The organism is Modestobacter sp. VKM Ac-2978 (assembly GCF_026968025.1).
Classification (GTDB): domain Bacteria; phylum Actinomycetota; class Actinomycetes; order Mycobacteriales; family Geodermatophilaceae; genus Modestobacter.
Map to the genome: position 1 here is coordinate 140,632 of NZ_JAPVBP010000008.1, position 21,105 is coordinate 161,736.

At 73.8% G+C, this 21,105-nt stretch carries 19 protein-coding genes and 2 tRNA genes; 14 read left to right on the plus strand and 7 right to left on the minus strand.

All coding sequences use genetic code 11. The features are described from left to right. Positions 1 to 209: 209 nt before the first annotated feature. From O2W53_RS18960 to O2W53_RS19005, 10 genes are all read left to right on the plus strand, one after another. On the plus strand, positions 210 to 3,155 hold the full coding sequence (locus O2W53_RS18960) for a UPF0182 family membrane protein (protein ID WP_269164737.1): 2,946 nt from the start codon (positions 210 to 212) through the stop codon (positions 3,153 to 3,155). A gap of 64 nt (positions 3,156 to 3,219) precedes the next feature. After that, positions 3,220 to 3,293, plus strand: a tRNA-Met gene (locus O2W53_RS18965). Positions 3,294 to 3,668: 375 nt separating this feature from the next. Further along, a complete protein-coding gene (locus tag O2W53_RS18970; RefSeq protein WP_269164627.1) occupies positions 3,669 to 5,834 on the plus strand; it encodes a DEAD/DEAH box helicase in 2,166 nt (721 codons plus the stop codon). A gap of 48 nt (positions 5,835 to 5,882) precedes the next feature. Next, positions 5,883 to 5,959: transfer RNA gene (locus tag O2W53_RS18975), tRNA-Met, on the plus strand. A gap of 116 nt (positions 5,960 to 6,075) precedes the next feature. Next, on the plus strand, positions 6,076 to 7,221 hold the full coding sequence (gene galT, locus O2W53_RS18980) for a galactose-1-phosphate uridylyltransferase (RefSeq protein ID WP_269164628.1): 1,146 nt from the start codon (positions 6,076 to 6,078) through the stop codon (positions 7,219 to 7,221). Next, a complete protein-coding gene (galK, locus tag O2W53_RS18985; RefSeq protein ID WP_269164629.1) occupies positions 7,218 to 8,381 on the plus strand; it encodes a galactokinase in 1,164 nt (387 codons plus the stop codon). The genes galT and galK overlap by 4 nt, the downstream gene beginning before the upstream one ends. 50 nt (positions 8,382 to 8,431) lie before the next feature. Then, positions 8,432 to 8,719, plus strand: coding sequence for a GNAT family N-acetyltransferase (locus tag O2W53_RS18990; protein WP_269164630.1), 288 nt, complete (start codon positions 8,432 to 8,434; stop codon positions 8,717 to 8,719). A gap of 42 nt (positions 8,720 to 8,761) precedes the next feature. Beyond that, positions 8,762 to 9,634 (plus strand): polysaccharide pyruvyl transferase family protein, encoded by an 873-nt coding sequence (locus tag O2W53_RS18995; RefSeq protein ID WP_269164631.1) that lies wholly within the window; start codon positions 8,762 to 8,764, stop codon positions 9,632 to 9,634. A 78-nt stretch (positions 9,635 to 9,712) separates the two neighbouring features. Further along, positions 9,713 to 10,987 carry a cytochrome P450 gene (locus O2W53_RS19000; protein WP_269164632.1) on the plus strand — a complete coding sequence of 425 codons (1,275 nt, stop codon included), beginning with the start codon at positions 9,713 to 9,715 and terminating at the stop codon, positions 10,985 to 10,987. Beyond that, positions 10,984 to 11,172: a ferredoxin gene (locus O2W53_RS19005; protein WP_269164633.1), complete on the plus strand. Its 189-nt coding sequence runs from the start codon at positions 10,984 to 10,986 to the stop codon at positions 11,170 to 11,172. Before O2W53_RS19000 ends, O2W53_RS19005 begins: the two co-directional genes overlap by 4 nt. 4 nt (positions 11,173 to 11,176) lie before the next feature. On the opposite strand, the gene O2W53_RS19010 is transcribed toward O2W53_RS19005, so the two are convergent. Continuing rightward, positions 11,177 to 12,049: a glycosyltransferase family 2 protein gene (locus O2W53_RS19010; RefSeq protein WP_269164634.1), complete on the minus strand. Its 873-nt coding sequence runs from the start codon at positions 12,047 to 12,049 to the stop codon at positions 11,177 to 11,179. Positions 12,050 to 12,130: 81 nt separating this feature from the next. Beyond that, complete coding sequence (locus tag O2W53_RS19015; protein WP_269164635.1) at positions 12,131 to 12,400, minus strand: helix-turn-helix domain-containing protein; 270 nt, start codon at positions 12,398 to 12,400, stop codon at positions 12,131 to 12,133. 45 nt (positions 12,401 to 12,445) lie between these two features. On the opposite strand from O2W53_RS19015, the gene map reads away from it, so the two are divergent. Next, complete coding sequence (gene map, locus O2W53_RS19020) at positions 12,446 to 13,219, plus strand: type I methionyl aminopeptidase (protein WP_269164636.1); 774 nt, start codon at positions 12,446 to 12,448, stop codon at positions 13,217 to 13,219. Positions 13,220 to 13,297: 78 nt separating this feature from the next. Here map and O2W53_RS19025 read toward each other — a convergent pair whose 3' ends face one another. From O2W53_RS19025 to O2W53_RS19035, 3 genes are all read right to left on the minus strand, one after another. Further along, entirely contained in the window at positions 13,298 to 14,437 is a 1,140-nt protein-coding gene (locus tag O2W53_RS19025) for a cystathionine gamma-synthase (RefSeq protein WP_269164637.1), read from the minus strand. Beyond that, positions 14,434 to 15,831 (minus strand): cystathionine beta-synthase, encoded by a 1,398-nt coding sequence (locus O2W53_RS19030; RefSeq protein WP_269164638.1) that lies wholly within the window; start codon positions 15,829 to 15,831, stop codon positions 14,434 to 14,436. The genes O2W53_RS19025 and O2W53_RS19030 overlap by 4 nt, the downstream gene beginning before the upstream one ends. An 85-nt stretch (positions 15,832 to 15,916) precedes the next feature. Further along, the gene (locus O2W53_RS19035; RefSeq protein WP_269164639.1) at positions 15,917 to 17,140 is read right to left on the minus strand and encodes a GNAT family N-acetyltransferase; all 1,224 of its coding nucleotides are present in this window, start codon (positions 17,138 to 17,140) and stop codon (positions 15,917 to 15,919) included. Between the two features lie 186 nt (positions 17,141 to 17,326). Between O2W53_RS19035 and O2W53_RS19040 the strand changes: the two genes are divergently transcribed. The 3 genes from O2W53_RS19040 (at position 17,327) to O2W53_RS19050 (ending at position 19,893) form a co-directional block, all read left to right on the plus strand. Further along, complete coding sequence (locus O2W53_RS19040) at positions 17,327 to 18,028, plus strand: GAF and ANTAR domain-containing protein (protein ID WP_269164640.1); 702 nt, start codon at positions 17,327 to 17,329, stop codon at positions 18,026 to 18,028. 81 nt (positions 18,029 to 18,109) lie between these two features. Further along, positions 18,110 to 19,504, plus strand: a complete 1,395-nt coding sequence (locus O2W53_RS19045; RefSeq protein ID WP_269164641.1) for an FGGY family carbohydrate kinase — start codon at positions 18,110 to 18,112, stop codon at positions 19,502 to 19,504. Between the two features lie 98 nt (positions 19,505 to 19,602). After that, positions 19,603 to 19,893, plus strand: coding sequence for a hypothetical protein (locus O2W53_RS19050; protein WP_269164642.1), 291 nt, complete (start codon positions 19,603 to 19,605; stop codon positions 19,891 to 19,893). A 25-nt stretch (positions 19,894 to 19,918) separates the two neighbouring features. Here the strand turns inward: O2W53_RS19050 and hisN are convergent, their stop codons facing one another. Further along, complete coding sequence (gene hisN, locus O2W53_RS19055; protein WP_036340275.1) at positions 19,919 to 20,722, minus strand: histidinol-phosphatase; 804 nt, start codon at positions 20,720 to 20,722, stop codon at positions 19,919 to 19,921. Positions 20,723 to 20,887: 165 nt separating this feature from the next. Then, a complete protein-coding gene (locus tag O2W53_RS19060; RefSeq protein WP_036340272.1) occupies positions 20,888 to 21,070 on the minus strand; it encodes a DUF2795 domain-containing protein in 183 nt (60 codons plus the stop codon). Positions 21,071 to 21,105 lie beyond the last annotated feature (35 nt).

Here is a 21,105-nt window from a genome sequence, read left to right on the forward strand (position 1 = left end):
CCCGTGTGGCACCGACTGTCAGCCCGCCGTGACCTGCCCGTGACCCGCTGGGAACCCGGCGCCGTCGACAACAGTTGAGGGAGCGGACCCCAGCGGTCCCGCCTCCCGCCACTGGCGGTTCCCGGGTCCCCTGTGATCGTGTTCCCCGGCCGGGCCCTTGAGCCCGCGCCATCTCGAAGCAGCAAGAAGACAGGAGACCGACCGTGGCCATGCGGCCCCCCGTGCCGGTGCCGACGCTGTCCCGGCGCGCCAAGCTGGTCATCGGCGTCGTCGCCGTCCTGCTGGTGCTCTTCACCGTGATCGGCACGCTCACCAACGTCTACGTCGACTACCTCTGGTTCGACGAGACCGGCTTCACCGAGGTGTTCTGGACCGAGCTCCAGACCCGTGCTCTGTTGTTCGCCGTGGCCGCGGTGGCCACCGGGGGGCTGGTCGCCCTCGCGGTGTACCTGGCCTACCGGTTCCGCCCGACCTTCCGGCCGATGTCGCTGGAGCAGCAGAACCTCGAGCGCTACCGCCAGTCGGTGGAGCCGCGGCGCAAGCTGGTGCTCGCCGGCATCGGTGTCGTCCTGGGCCTGTTCGCCGGCATCACCGCCCAGGGCAGCTGGCAGACCTGGCTGACCTACCGCAACTCCACCGACTTCGGGACGGTCGACCCGCAGTTCGGGCTGGACATCTCGTTCTTCGTCTTCGACTACCCGTTCTACCGGCTGCTGCTGGGCTTCGGCTTCGCCATCGTCCTGCTGTCGCTGATCGGGTCGGTGCTGACCCACTACGTGTTCGGCGGTCTGCGGCTGCAGACCCCGGGCCAGAAGCTCACCGGCGCGGCGCGCGTGCAGCTGTCGGTCCTGGTCGGGGCGTTCGTGGCGCTCAAGGCGATCGCCTACTGGCTGGACCGCTACGAGCTGGTCTACTCCAACCGCGGTGACGTCTACACCGGTGCCTCCTACACCGACCTGAACGCCCTGCTGCCGGCGAAGAACATCCTGGTCGTCGTGGCCGCGATCTGCGCCATCGCGTTCTTCGCCAACATCCTGGTGCGCAACACGCTGCTGCCGGCCGCGGCGCTGGTGCTGCTGCTGGCCTCCAGCCTGGTGATCGGCGTGGCCTACCCGGCGATCGTGCAGCAGTTCGTCGTCAACCCGAGCGCCAACCAGCGCGAGGCGCCCTACATCGAGCGGGCCATCGAGGCCACGCGCGACGCCTACGGCCTCGACGACGTCGAGTACGTCGACTACGCGCAGGACACTGCCGGCGATCCCAACGTCGGTGCCGTCCTGTCCGAGCTGCGCAACGACGACCAGACCATCCCCAACGCCCGCCTGCTGGACCCCAACGTGCTCAGCGACACGTTCACCGCGCGCCAGCAGATCCGCAACGTGTACGGGTTCCCGGAGAAGCTCGACATCGACCGGTACACCATCGACGGCCAGACCCAGGACTACGTGGTCGCCGTCCGCGAGCTGGACAGCGACGGCCTGAGCGAGAACCAGGACAGCTGGATCAACCGGCACACCGTCTACACCCACGGCAACGGCTTCGTGGCCGCGCCGGCCAACCAGGTGACCGCGGGCCGGGAGGGCGGCGAGCCCAACTTCACCACCGGCAACCTGCCCACGACCGGCAACATCCCGGTGGACCAGAGCCGCGTCTACTACGGCGAGCTGATGAACGACTACTCGGTGGTCGGTGCACCCGAGGCAGCCGAGCCGCGGGAGTTCGACCAGCCGGAGGGCGGCTCGGACGAGGGGCAGATCAACAACACCTACGACGGCACCGGCGGGATCGCGGCCGGCAGCTTCTTCCGGCAGCTGACCTTCGCCATCTTCTACCGCGAGCGGAACTTCCTGCTCTCCGAGGCGGTCAACGAGGAGTCCAAGGTCCTGCACATCCGCAACCCGCGGGACCGGGTGCAGAAGGCCGCACCGTTCCTCGAGGTCGACGGCGACCCCTACCCGGCGGTGATCGACGGGCGGATCGTCTGGATCCTCGACGGCTACACCACCTCGGACTCCTACCCCTACGCCGAGCAGATGGAGCTGGGCGAGGCCGCGACCGACGCGCTCACGGGCACCGGCACGACCGCGCTGCCCAACGAGACGTTCAACTACATCCGCAACTCCGTGAAGGCCACGGTCGACGCCTACGACGGCTCGGTGACGCTGTACGAGTGGGAGTCCGACCCGGTCCTGCAGACCTACATGCAGGCGTTCCCGGGCGTCGTCGAGCCGCGGGACTCGATGAGTGCCGAGCTGGAGAGCCACATGCGGTACCCGGAGGACCTGTTCAAGGTCCAACGGGAGATCCTCACCCGCTACCACGTCGACGACCCGGTCGACTTCTACAACCAGAACGACCGCTGGCAGATCCCGGACGACCCGACCCAGGACACCACGCAGGACCAGCCGCCGTACTACATCCTGGCCCAGCGGCCGGGTGACGCGGAGGCCAGCTTCCAGCTGACCAGCCCGATGAACGCCTTCGAACGGCAGAACCTGTCGGCGTTCATCTCCGCCTCGAGCGCGCCGGAGACCTACGGGGAGATCCAGGTCCTGCAGCTGCCCGGGAACACGCCGTTCCGTGGACCGGGCCAGGTGCAGAACGCCTTCGAGACCAACAACCTGATCCGGCCCGACCTGACCCTGTTCAACAGCGACAGTTCGACGGCGGTGTTCGGAAACCTGCTCACCCTGCCCATCGGGGACGAGGGGCTGCTCTACGTCGAACCGCTGTACGTCCGGTCGTCGGGTGAGGGCGGGTTCCCGCTGCTGCAGAAGGTGCTGGTCAACTTCGGGGACCGGATCGGTTACGCCAACACCCTCTCCGAGGCCCTGGACCAGGTCTTCGGCGCCGGAGCGGGGGAGTCGGCCACCGACAGCGACGACATCGCCGACACCGTCGACGAGGACGCCACCCCGGACGTCGTGCCGGAGCCGGTACCGGATCCTGAGGTGCCGGTGGGTGGGGGCGACGCGAACGGCACCCCGGAGATGGCCGACGCGGTCTCGGACATCAACGCCGCGCTGGAGGCGCTCCGCACTGCCCAGCAGGGCGGTGACTTCGCCGGCCAGGGTGCTGCCCTGGAGGACCTGCAGGTCGCGGTGGAGACGTACCAGGCGGCGCAGGCGGCGGCCGAGGCGTCCCCGGGCGGCTGAGCTCAGGCGGGGAGGGGGCCCTCCGGCCCCCTCCCCGCAGAGCTGGTACTGTCCTGTCTACCGACGCGGGGTGGAGCAGCTCGGTAGCTCGCTGGGCTCATAACCCAGAGGTCGCAGGTTCAAATCCTGCCCCCGCTACGACGACGGAACGGCCCTCACAGTCACTGTGAGGGCCGTTCCCGTTCGTGCAGGAGCGTGGCCTGCCCCGCCGACCTCCCCGGTCGGGGGAATGGCCGTTAGCATGGGTGCAGCACCTGCCGCAGGGACCTGTCGCACGTCCGGCGACGACTTCTCCCGTGTGGTGGGTGTCCCGGTCACCGAGTGGTGGCTGCAGGTCCCCACCGCAGGTGGGCTGTCCGGCCCCGATGCGTCGATCTCCTGCAGATCCGTGGGGCCGGGTCGTGGACCGGAGTGCCCGTCCTGGGCGCTCCTCGCGACCGCCGTCACCGGCGACCGCGGACCTGTGTGCGGCACCCGCCGCGGCACCGTGCCGGGCGTTCCAGAGGAGGATCCTTGGCTCGACGAGGCCAGGCCCAGGCGGGCACCCGCCGGGGCGCCCCGCGCACCCAGCGACGCGCCCGCGACCGCGAGGACGGCGACCTGATCGCCGTGCTCGCCCGCACCGTCCGGGAGGTCGAGGCGGCCGCCCAGCGCGGCCGGGTGACCCCGGCCGTGCGCGCGAAGTTCCAGGTCGTGGCACTGCTGGTCCGCGAGGAGCACGCCCGGGTCCGGGCGGAGGAGGCCGGCAGCGACAGTCGCCGGACCGAGCAGCTCAAGCGGCTGGACGGGATCGGGACGATCCTGGCGAAGACCGCCGTGCGGGACTCCGGCCTGCTCGCGCTCCTCGCCGAGGACGCGGTCGTGTCGGAGGCAGCCAGGTCGCTCAAGCGGCAGGTGCTGGAGTCCGTCGGGGTCGAGCCGACCGCCGACGAGGCCCCGCCGCCGGAGCCCGCTGCCGCCCCCGTCGCCCCGGAACGTCAGGTGGTGCCCCAGTCGGTCGTCTCGCGGCAGATGGCCAACCCGTTCCTGGCTCCGGACTTCTCGGCCGTCCGGCCGGCCGCCCCCCGTCCGCGCCGCCTGGCCGGGTGGGAGCTGCTCGGCCCGTTGCTGAACTCGTTCGAGCGCGCCTCCGGGGGAGCCCCGGCGTGCCTGGACCTGCCCTTCCCGACCAGCCGGTTCACCCCGGCCGGCCTGGACCTGATGCCGCACCAGGGCCAGCTGGTCGCCGCGGCCGCCGCCGGTCACCGGACGTTCCTGCTCGCCGACGAACCCGGCCTGGGCAAGACGGCGCAGGCGCTGCTCGCCGCAGAGGCGGCGGACGCCTACCCGCTGCTCGTCGTCGTCCCGAACGTGGTGAAGACCAACTGGGCACGTGAGGCCGGGCTCTGGGTGCCGCACCGCTCGGCCACCGTGATCCACGGCAACGGGGACACGATCGACGGCTTCGCCGACATCGTCGTCGTCAACTACGAGGTCCTGGACCGCCACGTGGGCTGGCTCGGCGACTTCGGCTTCGGCGGCATGGTCGTCGACGAGGCGCACTTCATCAAGAACAAGACCTCCCAGCGCTCCCAGCACGTGCTGGAGCTCTCCGAGCGGATCCGGACCCGCAACCCCCGGCCCCTGCTGATGGCCCTCACCGGCACGCCGCTGATCAACGACATCGAGGACTTCCGGGCCATCTGGCAGTTCCTCGGCTGGATCGACGACGCCAAGCCGCTCGCCGAGCTGATGGACGCGCTGGAGGAGACCGCGCTGACGCCCGCCGACGCCGGGTTCTACAGCGCCGCCCGCCGCTGCGTCATCGACCTGGGCATCGTCCGGCGCCGCAAGGTGGACGTGGCCGCCGACATCCCCGCGCGCCGGGTCGCCGACCTGCCGGTCGAGCTGGACGGGCCGGCCGGGCGGTCGATCCGCGCCGCCGAGCGTGACCTCTCCCGCCGGCTGGTGAAGCGGTACGAGTCGGCGATCGCGGCCCGGGAGTCCGCCACCGTCGTCGAGGGCATCGACGCCGGCCTCGTGCGCCAGGTGGCCCGTTGGGAGCTGAAGGACGCCACCACGGCCAAGGCCGGGGAGAACGTCTTCAGCATGATGCGGCGGATCGGTGAGGCGAAGGCGGGCCTCGCGGCCGACTACGCGGCCCAGCTCGCCCGCAGCGCGGGCAAGGTCGTCTTCTTCGCCAAGCACATCGACGTCATGGACACCGCCGAGGAGGTCTTCACCAAGCAGGGGGTCCGCTTCTCCTCGATCCGCGGCGACCAGACGCCGGGGGCGCGGCAGCGGAACATCGACGCGTTCGTCAACGACCCGGACGTCGCCGTCGCGGTCTGCTCGCTGACCTCGGCCGGCGTCGGGCTCAACCTGCAGGTCGCCTCCAACCTGGTGCTCGCCGAGCTCTCCTGGACCGACGCCGAGCAGACCCAGGCCATCGACCGCGCCCACCGGATCGGCCAGACCGAGCCGGTCACCGCCTGGCGGATCATCGCCGCCCAGACGATCGACGCCCGGATCGCCGAGCTGATCGACAGCAAGGCCGGTCTCGCCGCCCGCGCGCTGGACGGGTCCGACGAGGAGGTCGGGTCGTCGACCGACGTCCAGCTCGAGGCGCTCGTCGCCCTGCTGACCGACGCCCTGGAGGCGGCGGCGCCCCCGGTGCCGGCCGCCGAGATCGCCCTCTGACCCCCCGGTGCAGGTGGTCTGAGGGGTGCGGTAGTGTTCTCCCTGCGACGCGGGGTGGAGCAGCTCGGTAGCTCGCTGGGCTCATAACCCAGAGGTCACAGGTTCAAATCCTGTCCCCGCTACCAACCGGAGGGCCCGGTCACCGTCACGGTGACCGGGCCCTCCGTCTGTGTGCGCTGAGCCGGTTGGGCAGACTCGTGCTGCTGCGCGGTGGGCGCCGGGCGATGAGGAGGACCTCCAGATGGACGCGGGACCGATCGCCGACCCGGCACAGCGATGGCCGGGGCAGGTCACCGAGCGCACGCTGGCCGACGGGCGGCCGATCCTCTACTTCGACGACGAGGCGACCGCCGGTCCGGTGCACGAGACGGCCGACGACCGTCCGCTGCTCGAGGCGCCGCGGGCCGGGGAGGTCCGCTACGACGTCCTCACCGGTGAGTGGGTGACGATCGCCGGGCACCGGATGAACCGCACGTTCCTGCCCAGCGCGGCCGACTGCCCGCTCGACCCGACCCGCGACCCGGCCCGCCCGACCGAGGTGCCCGACAGCGCGTACGACGTCGCCGTCTTCGCCAACCGGTTCCCGAGCTTCGCGCCGCTGACCGCCGGCCCGGCCGAGGGGGCGCCCGCCGTCCCGTTCGGCCCGCCGGACGCCCCGGCGTACGGCCACTGTGACGTGGTGGTGTTCTCCAGCGACCACGACGCCGCCGTCGTCGACCTGCCGGCGACCCGGATGCGCACGATCGTGGAGGCCTGGGCGCAGCGGACGGCGGCGCACTCGGCCGATCCCGGGGTCGCCGAGGTCTTCGTGTTCGAGAACAGCGGCCAGGAGATCGGGGTGACGCTGACCCATCCGCACGGGCAGGTCTACGCCTACCCCGTCGTCGCGCCGCGCACCGGCCAGCTGCTCGAGCAGGCCCGCTGGCACCGGCAGGCGACCGGCGGCAGCCTGCTGGCCGACGTGCTCGCCGCCGAGCAGGCCGAGGGCACCCGGGTGGTGCTGGCCGGTGAGCACTTCACCGCCTACGTGCCGCGGGCCGCCCGCTGGCCGGTGGAGGTGCACCTCGCGCCGCACCGCGACGTGCCCGACCTGGCCGCGCTGGACGACGCCGAGCGTGCGGAACTCGCGGTGGTCTACCAGGAGCTGCTGCGCCGGGTGAACCGCTTCCACCCCGGCGTCGAGCGGGTGCCCTACATCTCCGGCTGGCACCAGGCGCCGACCGGGGAGGAGCGCGACCTGGGCCGGCTGCACCTGCAGCTGTTCTCGCTGCTGCGGGCGCCCGGGAAGCTGAAGTACCTGGCCGGCTCGGAGTCCGGCATGGGCGCCTGGATCAACGACACCACGCCCGAGCGGATCGCCGAGCGGCTGCGCGAGGTGGCGTCGTGAGCGACGGGCGGTCGCAGGCCGACCTCGCGGTGGCCGAGCTGCGCGAGGCCTGGGGGAGCCGGCCGGACGGCGTCTGGACCGCGCCCGGCCGGGTCAACCTGATCGGTGAGCACGTCGACTACTCCGGCGGTCGCTGCCTGCCCTTCGCCTTGACGCGGGTGACGGCCGCGGCCGTGCGCCGGCGGGACGACGACCGGGTGCGGATCAGCAGCACCGACCCGGACGCCGCGCCGTTCGAGGGGACGCTGGCCGACCTGGGCCCCGGCGCGGTCTCCGGCTGGGCCGCCTACGCCGCCGGGACGCTCTGGTCGCTGCAGCAGGCCGGGGTCGCGGTGCCCGGGCTGGACCTGGCGGTCAGCAGCGACGTCCCGCTGGGCGCCGGCCTGTCCAGCTCGGCCTCGCTGGAGGCGGCGGTGGCGCTGTCGGCGGCCGAGCTGGCCGGCCGGCCCGACGACGAGCAGCTGCGGCACCTGCTGATCCAGGCCGCGATCCGGGCGGAGAACGAGGTCGTCGGCGCCGGCACCGGCGGGATGGACCAGACCGTCGCCCTGCTGGCCGAGGAGGGCTCGGCCCTGCTCATCCACACCCGGGACTCCCGCACCGAGCCGGTCCAGCTCGGGCTGGCCGAGGCCGGCCTGGAGCTGATGGTCATCGACACCCGGGTCAAGCACACGCTGGCCGACGGCCAGTACGCCCAGCGGCGCGCCGACTGCGACGAGGCGGCCCGCCAGCTCGGCCTGGAATGGCTCAGCGACGCCACGCCGGCCGACGTGGAGCGGCTCAGCGACCCGCGACTGCAGGCGCGCACCCGGCACGTGGTCACCGAGAACCAGCGGGTCGACGCGGTCGTCGAGCTCGTCCGGGCCGGGCGGGTGGCCGAGATCGGGCCGCTGCTGGACGGTTCGCACACCTCGCTGCGCGACGACTACGAGGTGTCGGCCGTGGAGCTCGACGTCGTCGTGGCGGCGGCCCGGGCGGCGGGTGCACTCGGCGCCCGGATGGTCGGTGGCGGCTTCGGGGGGTCGGCGATCGCGCTGATCCGGTCCGCGGACGCCTCGGCCGTCGAGGAGGCGGTCGTGGCCGCCTGCCGCGCGCAGGACCTGACCACCCCCGGCGTCCTCACCGTCACCTCCGGTCCGGCGGCCCGCCGGCTGTCCTGACCCGTCGCGGCAGGGGGAACACCCCGGCCGCGACGGGGGTTCGGCAGAGCATGGAGCCGACCGTCAGAGACGCCCCCGAGGACAGCCGCTACGAGATCCGGGACGGCGACCAGCTGCTCGGGCAGGCCGTCTACCAGCGCCGCGGTGACCAGGTGGTGTTCACCCACACCGAGGTGGACAGCGACGCCGGGCACTCCGGGCTGGGCAGCACGCTGGTGCGCGCCGCCCTGGACGACGTCCGGAGCAAGGGCGGCACGGTCGTCCCGATGTGCTCGTTCGTGCAGGGCTGGATCGAGCGGCACCCCGAGTACCGCGACCTGGTCGCCGACGAGGCCTGAGGCCGCTGCGGGCGCGTGCGGCGCGCCTGAGAAGCTGGGGACATGCGTGTCCTGGTCACCGGTTGGTTCAGCTTCGACGAGGTGATCGCCACCATCGGCGACGAGCTGGGTGCCGATGCGGTGGTCGGCTGGCTGACCGAGGCCGGCATCGACCACGACGTCGCCTGGGCGCCCTACCTCCAGCGGGGCGCGAACTGGCGCGACCTCGACCCGGCCGACTACACCCACCTGGTCTTCGTCAGCGGTCCGCTGTCGGACACCCCGCTGCTGCGGGAGCTGACCGCGGCCTTCGCCGACGCCCAGCGGTGGGCGGTGAACGTCTCGGTGGTCTCCGACGCCGGGCGTGGCCTCTTCCACCGGGTCTGGGAGCGGGACGCCCCGGGCATCGCCCGGCCGGACCTGGCGATCGGCACGACCACGCCGGACGTCCCCGTGGTCGCCGTGGCCTTCGCCCCGCCGCAGGAGGAGTACGGCGACCGCAGCCGGGCCGCCCAGGTGCGGGCCGCGATCGAGAGCTGGCTGGGTGCCCGGGCCATCCCGTGGTTCGAGCTCACCATGGACCTGTACGAGAAGCCGCACGAGCGGTTCCCGCTGCAGGTCGAGGCGCTGGTCCGCCGGGCGGACGTCGTGGTCAGCATGCGGCTGCACGCGCTGGTCCTCGGTCTGGCGCACGGCGTCCCGGTGATCGCGTGCGACGCGATCGGCGGCGGGGCCAAGGTGAGCGCCCAGGCCGCGGCGCTCGGCTGGCCGGTCGTGCTGCCCGCGGAGCAGGTCGACGCCAACGCCCTCGACGCAGCGCTGGAGCACGCGCTGTCGGGCACGCTGACCCAGGAGCTGGCCGAGGCCCGCCGCCGCGGGGCGGCCGGCAACGCGGCGGCCCGCGAGTGGTTCCTCCGGGAGCTCGCGGGCGGGTGAGCCGGGGTCTGTGACGCCGGTCACGGCTGGGTTAGCGTCGGGGTGCTGCGTCCCCGTCGTCCGCCCTGGAGGCCGACCGTGAGCCCACCGACGCTGGACCTGGACACCGTCGACCTGTCCGACCGGACGTTCTGGGGCGTGCCGCCGGAGCAGCGGCACGCGGTGTACGACCAGCTGCGCCGCGAGCGCCCGTTCGCCTTCTTCGCCGAGCCGGTGATCCCCTACATCGAGCCCGGCCCCGGCTACCACGCGGTGACCCGGTACGCCGACGTCGAGGCGATCAGCTGCCAGCCGGCGCTGTTCTCCTCCGGGTCCGGCGCGGTGTCCATCGCCGACATGCCGCCGGACCTCAACGAGTTCTACGGCTCGCTGATCAGCATGGACGACCCCCGGCACGGCAAGATCCGGCGCATCGTCGCCAAGGCGTTCACGCCCCGGGTGCTGGAGAAGCTCGTGGGCAACGTGCAGGCGGTGGCCGACGACGTGGTCGCCCGCGCCCGGCGGACCGCCGAGGACGGCGACGGCACCATCGACGTGGTCGCCGACCTGGCCGCACCGATCCCGCTGCGGGTCATCTGCGACGTGATGGGCATCCCGGACGGCGACCGGGCGATGGTGCTGCGGCAGTCGAACGTCATCCTCTCCGGCGGCGACCCGGAGCTCGTCGAGGACGAGGAGCAGATGGTCACCGCCTTCCTGAAGGCGGGGGAGGAGCTCGCCGGCCTGATGGCCCGGCTGGCCGCCGAGCGGCACGCCCACCCGGCCGACGACCTGACCACTGCACTGGTCAGCACCGAGGTCGACGGTGAACGGCTGACCCATCAGGAGATCGCCTCGTTCTTCATCCTGCTGCTGGTCGCCGGCAACGAGACGACACGCAACGCGATCTCCCAGGGCGTGCTCGCGCTGTCCGAGCACCCGGCCGAGCGTGACCGGTGGGCCGCCGACCCCGGCCTCACCCGCACCGCGGTGGAGGAGGTCGTGCGCTGGACCAGCCCGATCACCTGGATGCGGCGGACGGCCACCCAGGACGTCGAGCTGTCCGGGCAGTCCTTCCCGGCCGGGTCGAAGTTCCTGCTGTTCTACGGCGCGGCCAACCGTGATCCCGCCGTCTTCGCCGACCCGCACCGGTTCGACCTGTCCCGCGACCCGAACCCGCACGTCGGGTTCGGCTCCCGCGGTCCGCACTTCTGCCTGGGCGCGCACCTGGCCCGGCGGGAGATCGGTGTGGCCTTCCGGGCCTTCGCCGACCAACTGCCCGACCTCGAGGTGGTCGGTCCGCCGGCCCGGCTGGAGTCCTCGTTCGTCAACGGCCTCAAGCGGCTGCCGGCGCGGCTGACCGGCGCCCGATGATCCGCGTGGTGGTCGACCGGGAGGTCTGCATGAGCGCGGGGGTGTGCGAGATGGAGGCGCCGGAGGTGTTCGAGCTCGACGCCGACGGCGTGCTCCACGTCGGTGAGCCGACCGACCTCACGGCGGTGGAGACCGCGGTGCGCGCCTGCCCCACCGGTGCGCTCACCCTGGTCGACGAGGACTGACCGCTCAACCCGCCTGGTCCAGCGGGCGCAGGGCGGTGGCGAACCGGCGTTCCAGCTCGGCGGGGACGGGCCGGCGCCGGCGCAGTGCGGCAGGCAGTCGGCGCAGCACCCCGGCCAGCGCCTGGCGGGCGGCGGCATCCCGCGCGGCGCGGCGCGCCAGCTGCCCGGTCGCGGCGAGCGCCACCGGGAGCGGGCGGCGCAGCCAGTCGACGAGCACGTCGTTGCGGGTCTGCAGCGCCCAGCGGGCCGGGCTCGGCCGGTCGGGCCCGGCGGGGTCGTGCCAGGCGACGACGTCCTCGGCGAACACCTGCTGCCAGCCCGCAGCGCCGAGGTCGAGGGCCAGCAGGTGCTCCTCGCCGCCGAAGAACAGCAGCGGCGAGAACCCGCCCACGGCCAGGTGGGCGTCGCGGCGGACGACGGCGGCGAACGCCGGGAAGCTCAGCACGTCGGGCCCGGCGGGGGAGCGGCCGAGCACCGCGGCGCGGTGCTTGCGGGTCACGGCGTCCTCGCTGCCGTCACAGGCCAGCCGCACCCGGCCGACCACCACCGCCACCCCCGGGTGGGCGTCCAGCAGGTCGGCCGCGGCCGCGAGCGCACCCGGCTCCCACCACGAGTCGTCGTCGGCGAAGGCGACGTACCGGGTGGTGGCCCGCTGCACCCCGTGGGTGCGGGCGACCGCCCCGGCGTTGGCCGGCAGCTCGACCACCTGAACCCGCGGGTGGCCGGCCCGGACGGCGTCGGCAGTCCCGTCGGTGGAGCCGTTGTCCACCACGATCACCGGTGGCCAGCCGGGGGAGTCCAGCCGGTCGAGCGACCGCAGCAGCGACTCACGTCGGTCCATGGTGGCGATGACGACGCTGACCCGGGGCTCGCTCACGACGAGCCCCCTACCCGGCTGCCCGGCACGGCACGGGTGGTCGCGGTGTGGGACCGGCCACCGGGCCTGCCCCCTGGGGGCTCAGGCGATGAGGGCGGTGCCTTCGGTCGGGGTGTGCAGCGCGGTGACCAGGGAGTCCAGTGGCAGGTCGAGGGCGCCGGCCAGTGCGGCCACGGTGAAGAACGCGGGGGTCGGCACCCGGCCGGACTCGATCTTCCGCAGCGCCTCGAGGCTCACCCCGGAGGCGGCGGCGACCTCGGCGGGCGACCGGTCGCCGCGGGCCGCGCGGAGCAGGGCACCCAGTCGGCGGCCGCGCTCGCGTTCCTCGGGGCTCAGCGGTGGTCGGACCATGGGCGTGATAGTAATACCGGGATACCAATCCCGGAAGGACCACAGATGATCGAGCTGCGCACACCCGGGGAGATCGACGCCATGCGCGCCGCCGGGGCGGTGGTCGCCGACATGCACGCCGCCGTGCACGCGCTGGCCGCACCAGGGGTGCGGCTGACCGAGCTGGACGCCGTCGCCCGCCAGGTCCTCGCCGACGCCGGCGCCACCTCGCCGTTCCTCGGCTACGCGCCGCTGCACAGCACGCCGCCGTTCCCCGGCGTGCTCTGCTTGTCGGTCAACGACGTCGCGCTGCACGGCATCCCCACCGCCCAGGAGCTGGAGGACGGCGACCTGCTCAGCGTCGACGCCGGAGCCACCCTCGACGGCTGGGTGGGCGATGCGGCCCGCACCTACCCGATCGGCACGCCCCGGCCGGAGGACGTCCAGCTGGTGGCGACCACCGAGCGTGCGCTGGCCGCCGGGATCGCCGCGGCGGTGGTCGGCAACAAGATCGGCGACATCTCCGCCGCCATCGGTGCGGTCGGCCGGGCCGGCGGCTGCGGCATCAACACCGACCAGGGCGGCCACGGCGTCGGCCGGTCCATGCACGAGGCGCCCAGCGTGCCGAACGAGGGCCGGGCCGGTCGCGGGCTGAAGATGCGCGCCGGGCTGGTGATCGCCATCGAGCCGTGGTTCCTCGCCGGCGGCAGCGACGACTACCGGGTCGACGCCGACGGCTGGACGCTGCGCAGCGCCGACGGCAGCCGCGCCGCCCACGTCGAGCACACCGTGGCTGTGACGGAGGACGGCCCCCGCATCCTCACCGCCCCTCGCTGCTGAAGGACCCCCTCGCCCCCCACCGCTCGCAAGCTCGCAGCGGGTCCCTGCGAGGGGGCCGAGGGCGAGGGGGTCCTTCCCCTAGCTGAGGGCCTGGTCCAGGTCGGCGAGCAGGTCCTCTACGTCCTCGATGCCGACGGACAGGCGCACCAGGTCGGCCGGCACCTCCAGGGGGGAGCCGGCGGCGCTGGCGTGGGTCATCCGGTGCGGGTGCTCGATCAGCGACTCCACGCCACCGAGCGACTCGGCCAGGGTGAACAGCTGCGCGCGCTCGCACACCCGCAGCGCTGCCTCCTCGCCCGCCTTCAACCGGAACGAGATCATCCCGCCGAAGCCGGACATCTGCTTGGCCGCGATGTCGTGGTTGCGGTGCTGCGGCAGCCCCGGGTACAGCACGTCGCCGACGGCCGGGTGCTCCAGGAGCCACTCGGCGATCCGGCCGGCGTTCGCGCTGTGCCGGTCCACCCGGACCCCGAGCGTCTTCAGGCTGCGCAGCACCAGCCAGGAGTCGAACGGGCCGGCGACCGCACCCATCGCGTTCTGGTGGTAGGCCAGCCGCTCACCCAACTCGGTGTCGGCGACCACGAGGGCACCCCCGACGACGTCGGAGTGCCCGCCCAGGTACTTGGTCGTGGAGTGGACGACGACGTCGGCGCCCAGGGTCAGCGGCTGCTGCAGGTAGGGGCTGGCGAAGGTGTTGTCGACGACCAGCAGCGTGCCCGAGGCGTGCGCGATCTCGGCCAGCGCGGCGATGTCGGAGACGTTGAGCAGCGGGTTGCTCGGCGTCTCGCACCAGATCACCCGGGTCGTCTCCGGCGCGACCGCGGCGCGGACGGCGTCCAGGTCGTTGAGGTCGACCGGCTGGTGGGTGACGCCCCACGGCTCGAGCACCCGGGAGATCAGCCGGTACGTGCCGCCGTAGGCGTCGCCGCCCAGCACGATCCGGTCACCGGGCCGGCACACGGTGCGCAGCAGGGTGTCCTCCGCGGCGAGCCCGGAGGCGAAGGCGAGCCCGCGGGTGCCCTGCTCGAGGGAGGCCAGCGCCGTCTGCAGGGTGTCCCGGGTGGGGTTCGCGCTGCGGCTGTACTCGTAGCCGCCGCGCAGCCCGCCGACGCCGTCCTGCTTGTAGGTGGTGGTCAGGTGCAGCGGCGGGATGACCGCGCCGGTGGCGGGGTCTGGCTCCTGCCCGGCGTGGATGGCGCGCGTGTTGAAACCGGTCACGACTGCACCGTAGGCGCCGGGATGCCGACGAGGTGGCCCAGCACGTCCTGCCTGGTGACGACGCCGGCCGGCTTGCCGTCGACGTGCACGAGCAGGGCATCGGCGTCGCCCAGCGCCCCGACCGCGGCCGAGACCGGCTCGCCGGAGCCGATGATCGGCAGCGGGGCGGACATGTGCCGCTCGACCGGGTCGGCCAGCGTGGCCCGGCCGGTGAACAGCGCGTCCAGCAGGGTCTTCTCCGCGACCGAGCCGACCACCTCACCGGCGGTCACCGGCGGCTCGGCCTTCACGACCGGCAGCTGGCTCACCCCGTACTCGCGGAGGATGTCGATCGCGTCGCGCACCGTCTCGTTCGGGTGGGTGTGCACCAGCGTCGGGGTGCTGCCGGACTTCGCGTCCAGCAGCTCGCCGACGGTCTCGCCGCCGCCGGCGTCCAGGAAGCCGTAGTCGGTCATCCACTCGTCGTTGAAGATCTTGTTCAGGTAGCCGCGGCCGCCGTCGGGCAGCAGCACGACCAGGACGTCGTCCTTCGTCAGCCGCTCGGCCACCCGCAGGGCCGCCACGACGGCCATCCCGCAGGAACCGCCGACCAGCAGGCCCTCCTCGCGGGCCAGCCGCCGGGTCATCGCGAAGGAGTCGCCGTCGGAGACCGCGACGATCTCGTCGGCGATCGACTTGTCGTAGGCCTCGGGCCAGAAGTCCTCGCCGACGCCCTCCACCAGGTACGGCCGGCCGGTGCCGCCGGAGTAGACCGAGCCCTCCGGGTCGGCACCGATCACCTGCACCCGGCCCTCGCTCGCCTCCTTGAGGTAGCGGCCGACGCCGGAGATGGTGCCGCCGGTGCCCGCACCGGTGACGAAGTGGGTGATCCGTCCGTCGGTCTGCGTCCAGATCTCCGGCCCGGTGGTCTCGTAGTGCGAGCGCGGGTTGTTCGGGTTGGCGTACTGGTCGGCCTTCCAGCCGCCGGGGGTCTCCCGGGCCAGCCGGTCGGAGACCGAGTAGTAGGAGCGCGGGTCGGCCGGGTCGACGGCGGTGGGGCAGACGTGCACCTCGGCGCCGTAGGCCTTGAGCACGTTGATCTTCTCCTGGCCCACCTTGTCCGGGCACACGAAGATGCACTTGTAGCCGCGCGTCTGGGCGACGATGGCCAGGCCGATGCCGGTGTTGCCGCTGGTCGGCTCGATGATCGTCCCGCCCGGCCGCAGGGCCCCGGACGCCTCGGCGGCCTCGACCATCCGCAGCGCGATCCGGTCCTTCACCGAGCCGCCCGGGTTGACGTACTCGACCTTGGCCAGCACCAGCGGCGCGTCCGGGCCGAGGTGGGCGGTCACGGTGTTGAGCCGGACCAGCGGGGTGTTGCCGATGAGCTCGACGACGGACTCGGCGTACTGCACGGGGGCTCCTGCTCTGCGGGTGGGCCGGCGGCGGATCGCGCGCACCGGCGTACCCGACCATCCCACCAGACGCCGCGGGGATGCGTCAGGACGGCAGGTAGTAGGTGAGCAGGTCCGCACGCAGCGGTGGGAAGAGCGCCGCGTAGAAGTCGGCGTCCCGGCCCGGGTACACGTCCGGTCGGCGACGGGAGAGCCCGTGCATGCCGTGCGGTCCGAAGAGCAGGGCGCCCAGCTGGTCCGGGGCGACGCCCGCGCCGCGGACCGTGCCGGGGGCCTGCAGCCGCCCGCCGGGGACCACCGGACCCAGCCCGTCGTCGGTGACCGGCAGCCGCCAGCTGGCCCGGTAGGTGGAGACCACGACGTCGTGTCCACCGCGATCGGCTCCGGCGGCGGCGACCCGGCGGCCGAGCACCGGCCGCAGCGCCTCCAGCAGCGCACCCGGCTCGGGCACCCGCACGTAGTACTGCTCGGCCAGGTCGCTCCCGTCGCCCAGCCGGTCGGCCCACGCACGGCCGGGGAGGCTGCCCGGGCGGTCGGTGACCCGCACCGGCCGGCCGGCGGCGAGGGCGGCGACCCCGGCCAGCAACCCGGTGGCCGCGGCGTCGTCCACCGCGGTCGGCTCGGCGACCAGCACGTCGTCGTCGGGCTCGGGGACCCGGGCGGAGGCGACGACCGCGCCGTCCCGCTCCAGCACCCAGGTGGTGCTCGCCTCCTGCGCCACCAGCCAGCGCAGCCGGGCAGCCGGGTGCGGCATCGCGACGTCCGCGCCGGCCTGGGCGGCGTCCTGCAGCCGGGCCAGCGTCGGCAGGTCCGCCGAGGTGGCGGGCCGCAGCCCGGGGGCCGGGGCAAGGAGCGAGCGCACCGGCCGGGCCGGGGGGACGTCGATCGCGTACTCGTAGCCGAACAGCCGGTAGAAGTACGGGATCCCGATCATCACCTGCAGCAGGTCGCCCCGGGCGGCGGAGCGGTCGTGCGCCCAGGCCATCAGCGCACGCACCAGGCCCCGGCCCTCGTAGGCGGGGTCGGTGGCCACCAGCTCGACCTGACCGGCGGGCAGGACGACGTCCTCCAGCCGAACGGACTCGGCCAGCAGGGTGGCGGTGGAGACCACCCGGTCCCCGTCGACGACGACGGCGGTGGCGTCCCAGCCGGTGTCCGGGTCCTCGACGACCAGCCGCTGGTCCAGCGCGTCCGCCGGCTCGCCACGGTCGCTCAACAGTGCGCCCACCTGCGCCAGGTCGCCGGGGCGGCAGCTCCGCAGGAGGAGACCGCCGGGGAGGAGCTGCTCCGCTGCTGCCGTCGCGGTCATCCCCGGACCCTGGCGCGGACGTCGGGGCGGGGCAACCGAGTTCCGGGGCCGGATTCGGTGCCCGGCTGTGCGGCAGACGCGTTTACGGCGTATACGCTCGGTCGGCCGGTCGGGCATGCCACCCGCCGGAGGCGGACGTCGAACCGACGGCCCACCCGCCGGACTGGAGAGGGAACCCCCGAGACGATGACCGAGAGCCTTGGCGCGCTGCACCAGGAGCTGGCCGGAGTCGTGCTCGCGGGACGGGAGCTGCCCGAGGTGCTGACCGAGATCGTCCAGATCTCCCACCGCGCGATCCCCGGTGCCGAGGCCACCTCGATCACGCTGATCCGTGACGACCGCGCCTTCACCGCTGCCTTCGACGGGCAGATCGCGATGGACGCCGACGAGCTGCAGTACGAGCGCGGGTACGGCCCGTGCCTCGACGCAGGGCGGTCCGGGGAGGTATTCCTCGTCGAGGACATGCGGCACGAGGACCGTTGGCCCGACTACGCGCGGCACGTCGCGGAGCTGGGGGTGCGCAGCTCGCTGTCGATCCCGCTGCCCTTCCAGGGCGCGAACATCGGCGCGCTGAACAACTACGCCCGACACCCCGGTGCCTTCGGCGACGTCGACGTCGTCGCCGGGGAGGAGGTGGCGGCCTTTGTCGCGATCGCCGTCGGCAACGCGGAGGCGGCCGCCCGGGCGACCGACGACGTGGCCAACATGCGCCAGGCGATGGCCTCCCGCGCGGTCATCGAGCAGGCCAAGGGCATCTTGATGGAGCGCTACAAGGTCACCTCCGAGCAGGCGTTCACGCTGCTCACGCACGCCTCGCAGCGCACCAACGTCAAGCTGCGCGACATCGCCGAGGAGCTCACCGCCACCGGGCTGCTGCGCGGCAGCTGACCGCGGCTGGCGGCACGCTCGCGGACGGGGCCAGGATCAGGGCGTGACCCAGCGCAGACCTGTAGCGGGGCTGAGCGCCCGATGACCGTCGTGCTCGGCGCGGACCTGGGCACGAGCGGGCTCAAGCTCGCCGCACTGGACCTCGACGGGGTGGTGGTCGCGGAGAGCGAGGTCGGCTACCCGGTCGCGCGTCCGCGGCCGGGCTGGGCGCAGACGGAGGTCGCCGTCTGGCGGCGCGCGCTGGACGACGCCCTCACCGCGGTGGCCGCGACGCTGGGCGACCGGCCGGTCGCGGCCCTCGGGTTCTCCGGCCAGATGCACGGTGCCGTGCTCGTGGACCGGTCCGGCGCCGCGCTCGCCCCGGCGTTGCTCTGGCCCGACCAGCGGGCGACCGCGGAGCTGTACCGCTGGCGGGAGCTCCCCGAGCCCGACCGCGCCGCGCTGGCCAACCCGCTGGCCGCCGGGATGACCGGTCCGCTGCTGGCCTGGCTCGGCGTGCACCACCCGGAGCTGGTGGCCCGGGCGGCGACGGTGCTGCTGCCCAAGGACGCCGTCCGGGCCGCCCTCGTGCCCGGCGCCGACCCCGCCGTCACCGATCGCAGCGACGCGTCGGCGACCCTGCTGTGGGACGTGCCCGGTGACCGCTGGTCGACCGCGGCCACCGCCGCGGCCGGCGTCGACCCGGCCCTGCTCCCCGCCGTCCGGCCGGGGTCGACCGTCGTCGGTACGGCGCGGGTGCTCGGCCGGGGAGTGCCGGTGGTGGTCGGCGGTGCCGACACGCCGCTCGCCCTGCTGGCCGCCGGCACCCGCACCGGCGTCCAGGTCAACCTCGGGTCCGGGGCCCAGGTGATCCGGCCGGGTGTGGCGCCCCGGCCGGCCGCGGAGCCCGCCGTCCACTGCTACGCCGACGCCGACGCCGGGGACGGCTGGTACGCGATGGCCGCGCTGCAGAACGCGGGCACGGCCTGGGCCTGGGTCTGCGAGGTGCTGGGCCTGGACTGGCCGACGTTCGCCGCGACCCTCGCCACCACCCGTCCGGGGGCCGGGGGAGTGGTGTTCTCCCCGTTCCTGACCGGCGAGCGCGGTGGGGTGGCCGGGCCGACCGACCGTGGTGGCTGGACGGGGCTGTCGGCCGACACCACCCGCGCAGATCTCGCCCGCGCGGCGCTGGAGGGCGTGGCGTGCGCCGTGGCGGCGGCGCTGGACCTGCTCGGGCCGGGCGCCGGTGGGCCGGTCGTGCTCACCGGTGGGGGAGCGCGGGACGCCGGGGTGCAGCAGCTGCTCGCCGACGTGCTCGCCCGACCGGTGCAGCACGTGCAGGTCCGGAGCGCATCGGCGGCCGGCGCCGCGGTGCTGGCCGCCCGCGGGGTGGGACTGGACCTGGTGCCCGCGCGGGCGGCCGGGCCGGTCGTCGAGCCGGGGCGGGCGGCGGAGTCCGGCGCCGTCCGCGCACGCTGGGCAGCCGCCCGGGGCTGATGCCGGCCCGTCGCGCGGAACGTCGGTGCTGCTGGCACCGTTGACGTCGACGAGCGGCCCGACCGGGAACCGCAGGAGAGCAAGGGGGTGGGCGCACCATGGCGTCGCTGATGAACAAGGTCATGCAGCTCGCGAACAGCCCGAAGGGCAAGCAGGTCCTCCGCCAGGCGGCGGACAAGGCCCAGCAGCTGGCCAACGACCCGAAGACCCGGGCGAAGTTCGACAAGGTCGCGAACAGCCCGAAGGGCAGGCAGGTGATCCGTCAGGCGACGGACAAGGCCCAGCAGCTGGCCAGCGACCCGAAGACCCTGGCGAAGCTCCAGGACGTCCGGCGCCGGGTGCAGGGCGGCCGCGGCGGCTCCGGCACGGGGCCGGGCACCACGCACTGACCAGCTCGACCCACGCCGACGGCGCTCACTCCCCCCGGGGAGCGAGCGCCGTCAGCACGTCGGGGTGCAGGACGCCGTTGCTGGCCACGGCGCTGCCGCCGGCCGGCCCGGCGTTGCCGGCCAGGTCGCTGAACGCGCCGCCGGCCTCGCGCACGATCACGTCGAGGGCGGCCAGGTCCCACAGCGAGACCTCCGGCTCGCAGGCGACGTCGACGGCGCCCTCGGCGACCATCATGTAGCTCCAGAAGTCGCCGTAGGCCCGGGTGCGCCAGACCGAGCGGGTCAGGTCCAGGAACGGCTCCAGCCGGTCCTGCTCCTCCCAGCCGGAGAGGCTGGAGTAGGACAGGCTCGCGTCGGCGAGCGCGCCCACCTGGGAGACCGTGCAGCGCGTGGCGTTCTCCAGTCGGCGTCCGGTCCAGGCGCCGGTGCCCGCGGCTGCCCACCAGCGGCGGTTGAGCGCGGGTGCGGAGACCAGGCCGACCACCGGGAGGTCGCCGTCGAGCAGGGCGACGAGGGTCGCCCACACCGGGACGCCGCGGACGAAGTTCTTGGTGCCGTCGATCGGGTCGATGACCCAGCGCCGGTCGCCGCGGCCGGTGCTGCCGAACTCCTCGCCGAGCACGGCGTCCCGGGTGCGCGCCCGGGCCAGCGTGCTGCGCAGCTGCTCCTCGACCGCGCGGTCGGCGTCGGTGACCGGGGTGAGGTCGGGCTTGGTGTCTACCCGCAGGTCCTGCGCCCGGAACCGGTCCAGGCTGATCGCGTCCGCCTGATCGGCCAGTACGTGCGCCAGGCGCATGTCCTCGTTGTATCCCCGCTGGCCAGCCGTCATGGCCCGAACCTAGCGGGCGGGCCCGTCCGGGCCCGCCCGGAGCCTGGCGACGTGCTGGAGCGGCCCCTTCTCAGGGGCCCGCGCCGAGCGTGGTGACGAACTGGAACGGCCCCTTCTCAGGGGCCCGCCCCGAGCTCGCGAGGGGTGGGGGGAGAAGGGGTCCTTCTAGTCGAAGACGGCCTTGCTGACCGCTGCCGGGGTGTCGTACTCCTGGTCGTCGATCCCCTTGAGGGCGTCGATGACCTCCGCGCTGCCCCCCTGGGACTCCGCGTGCTTCACCACGTCGTCCTTCTTGGCCGGGTAGTCGATGCCGGACAGGGCCTTCTGGATGTCGATCGGGCTCACCATGGGCCCCCGGGTACCCGCAGCCGTGCCGGCGATGC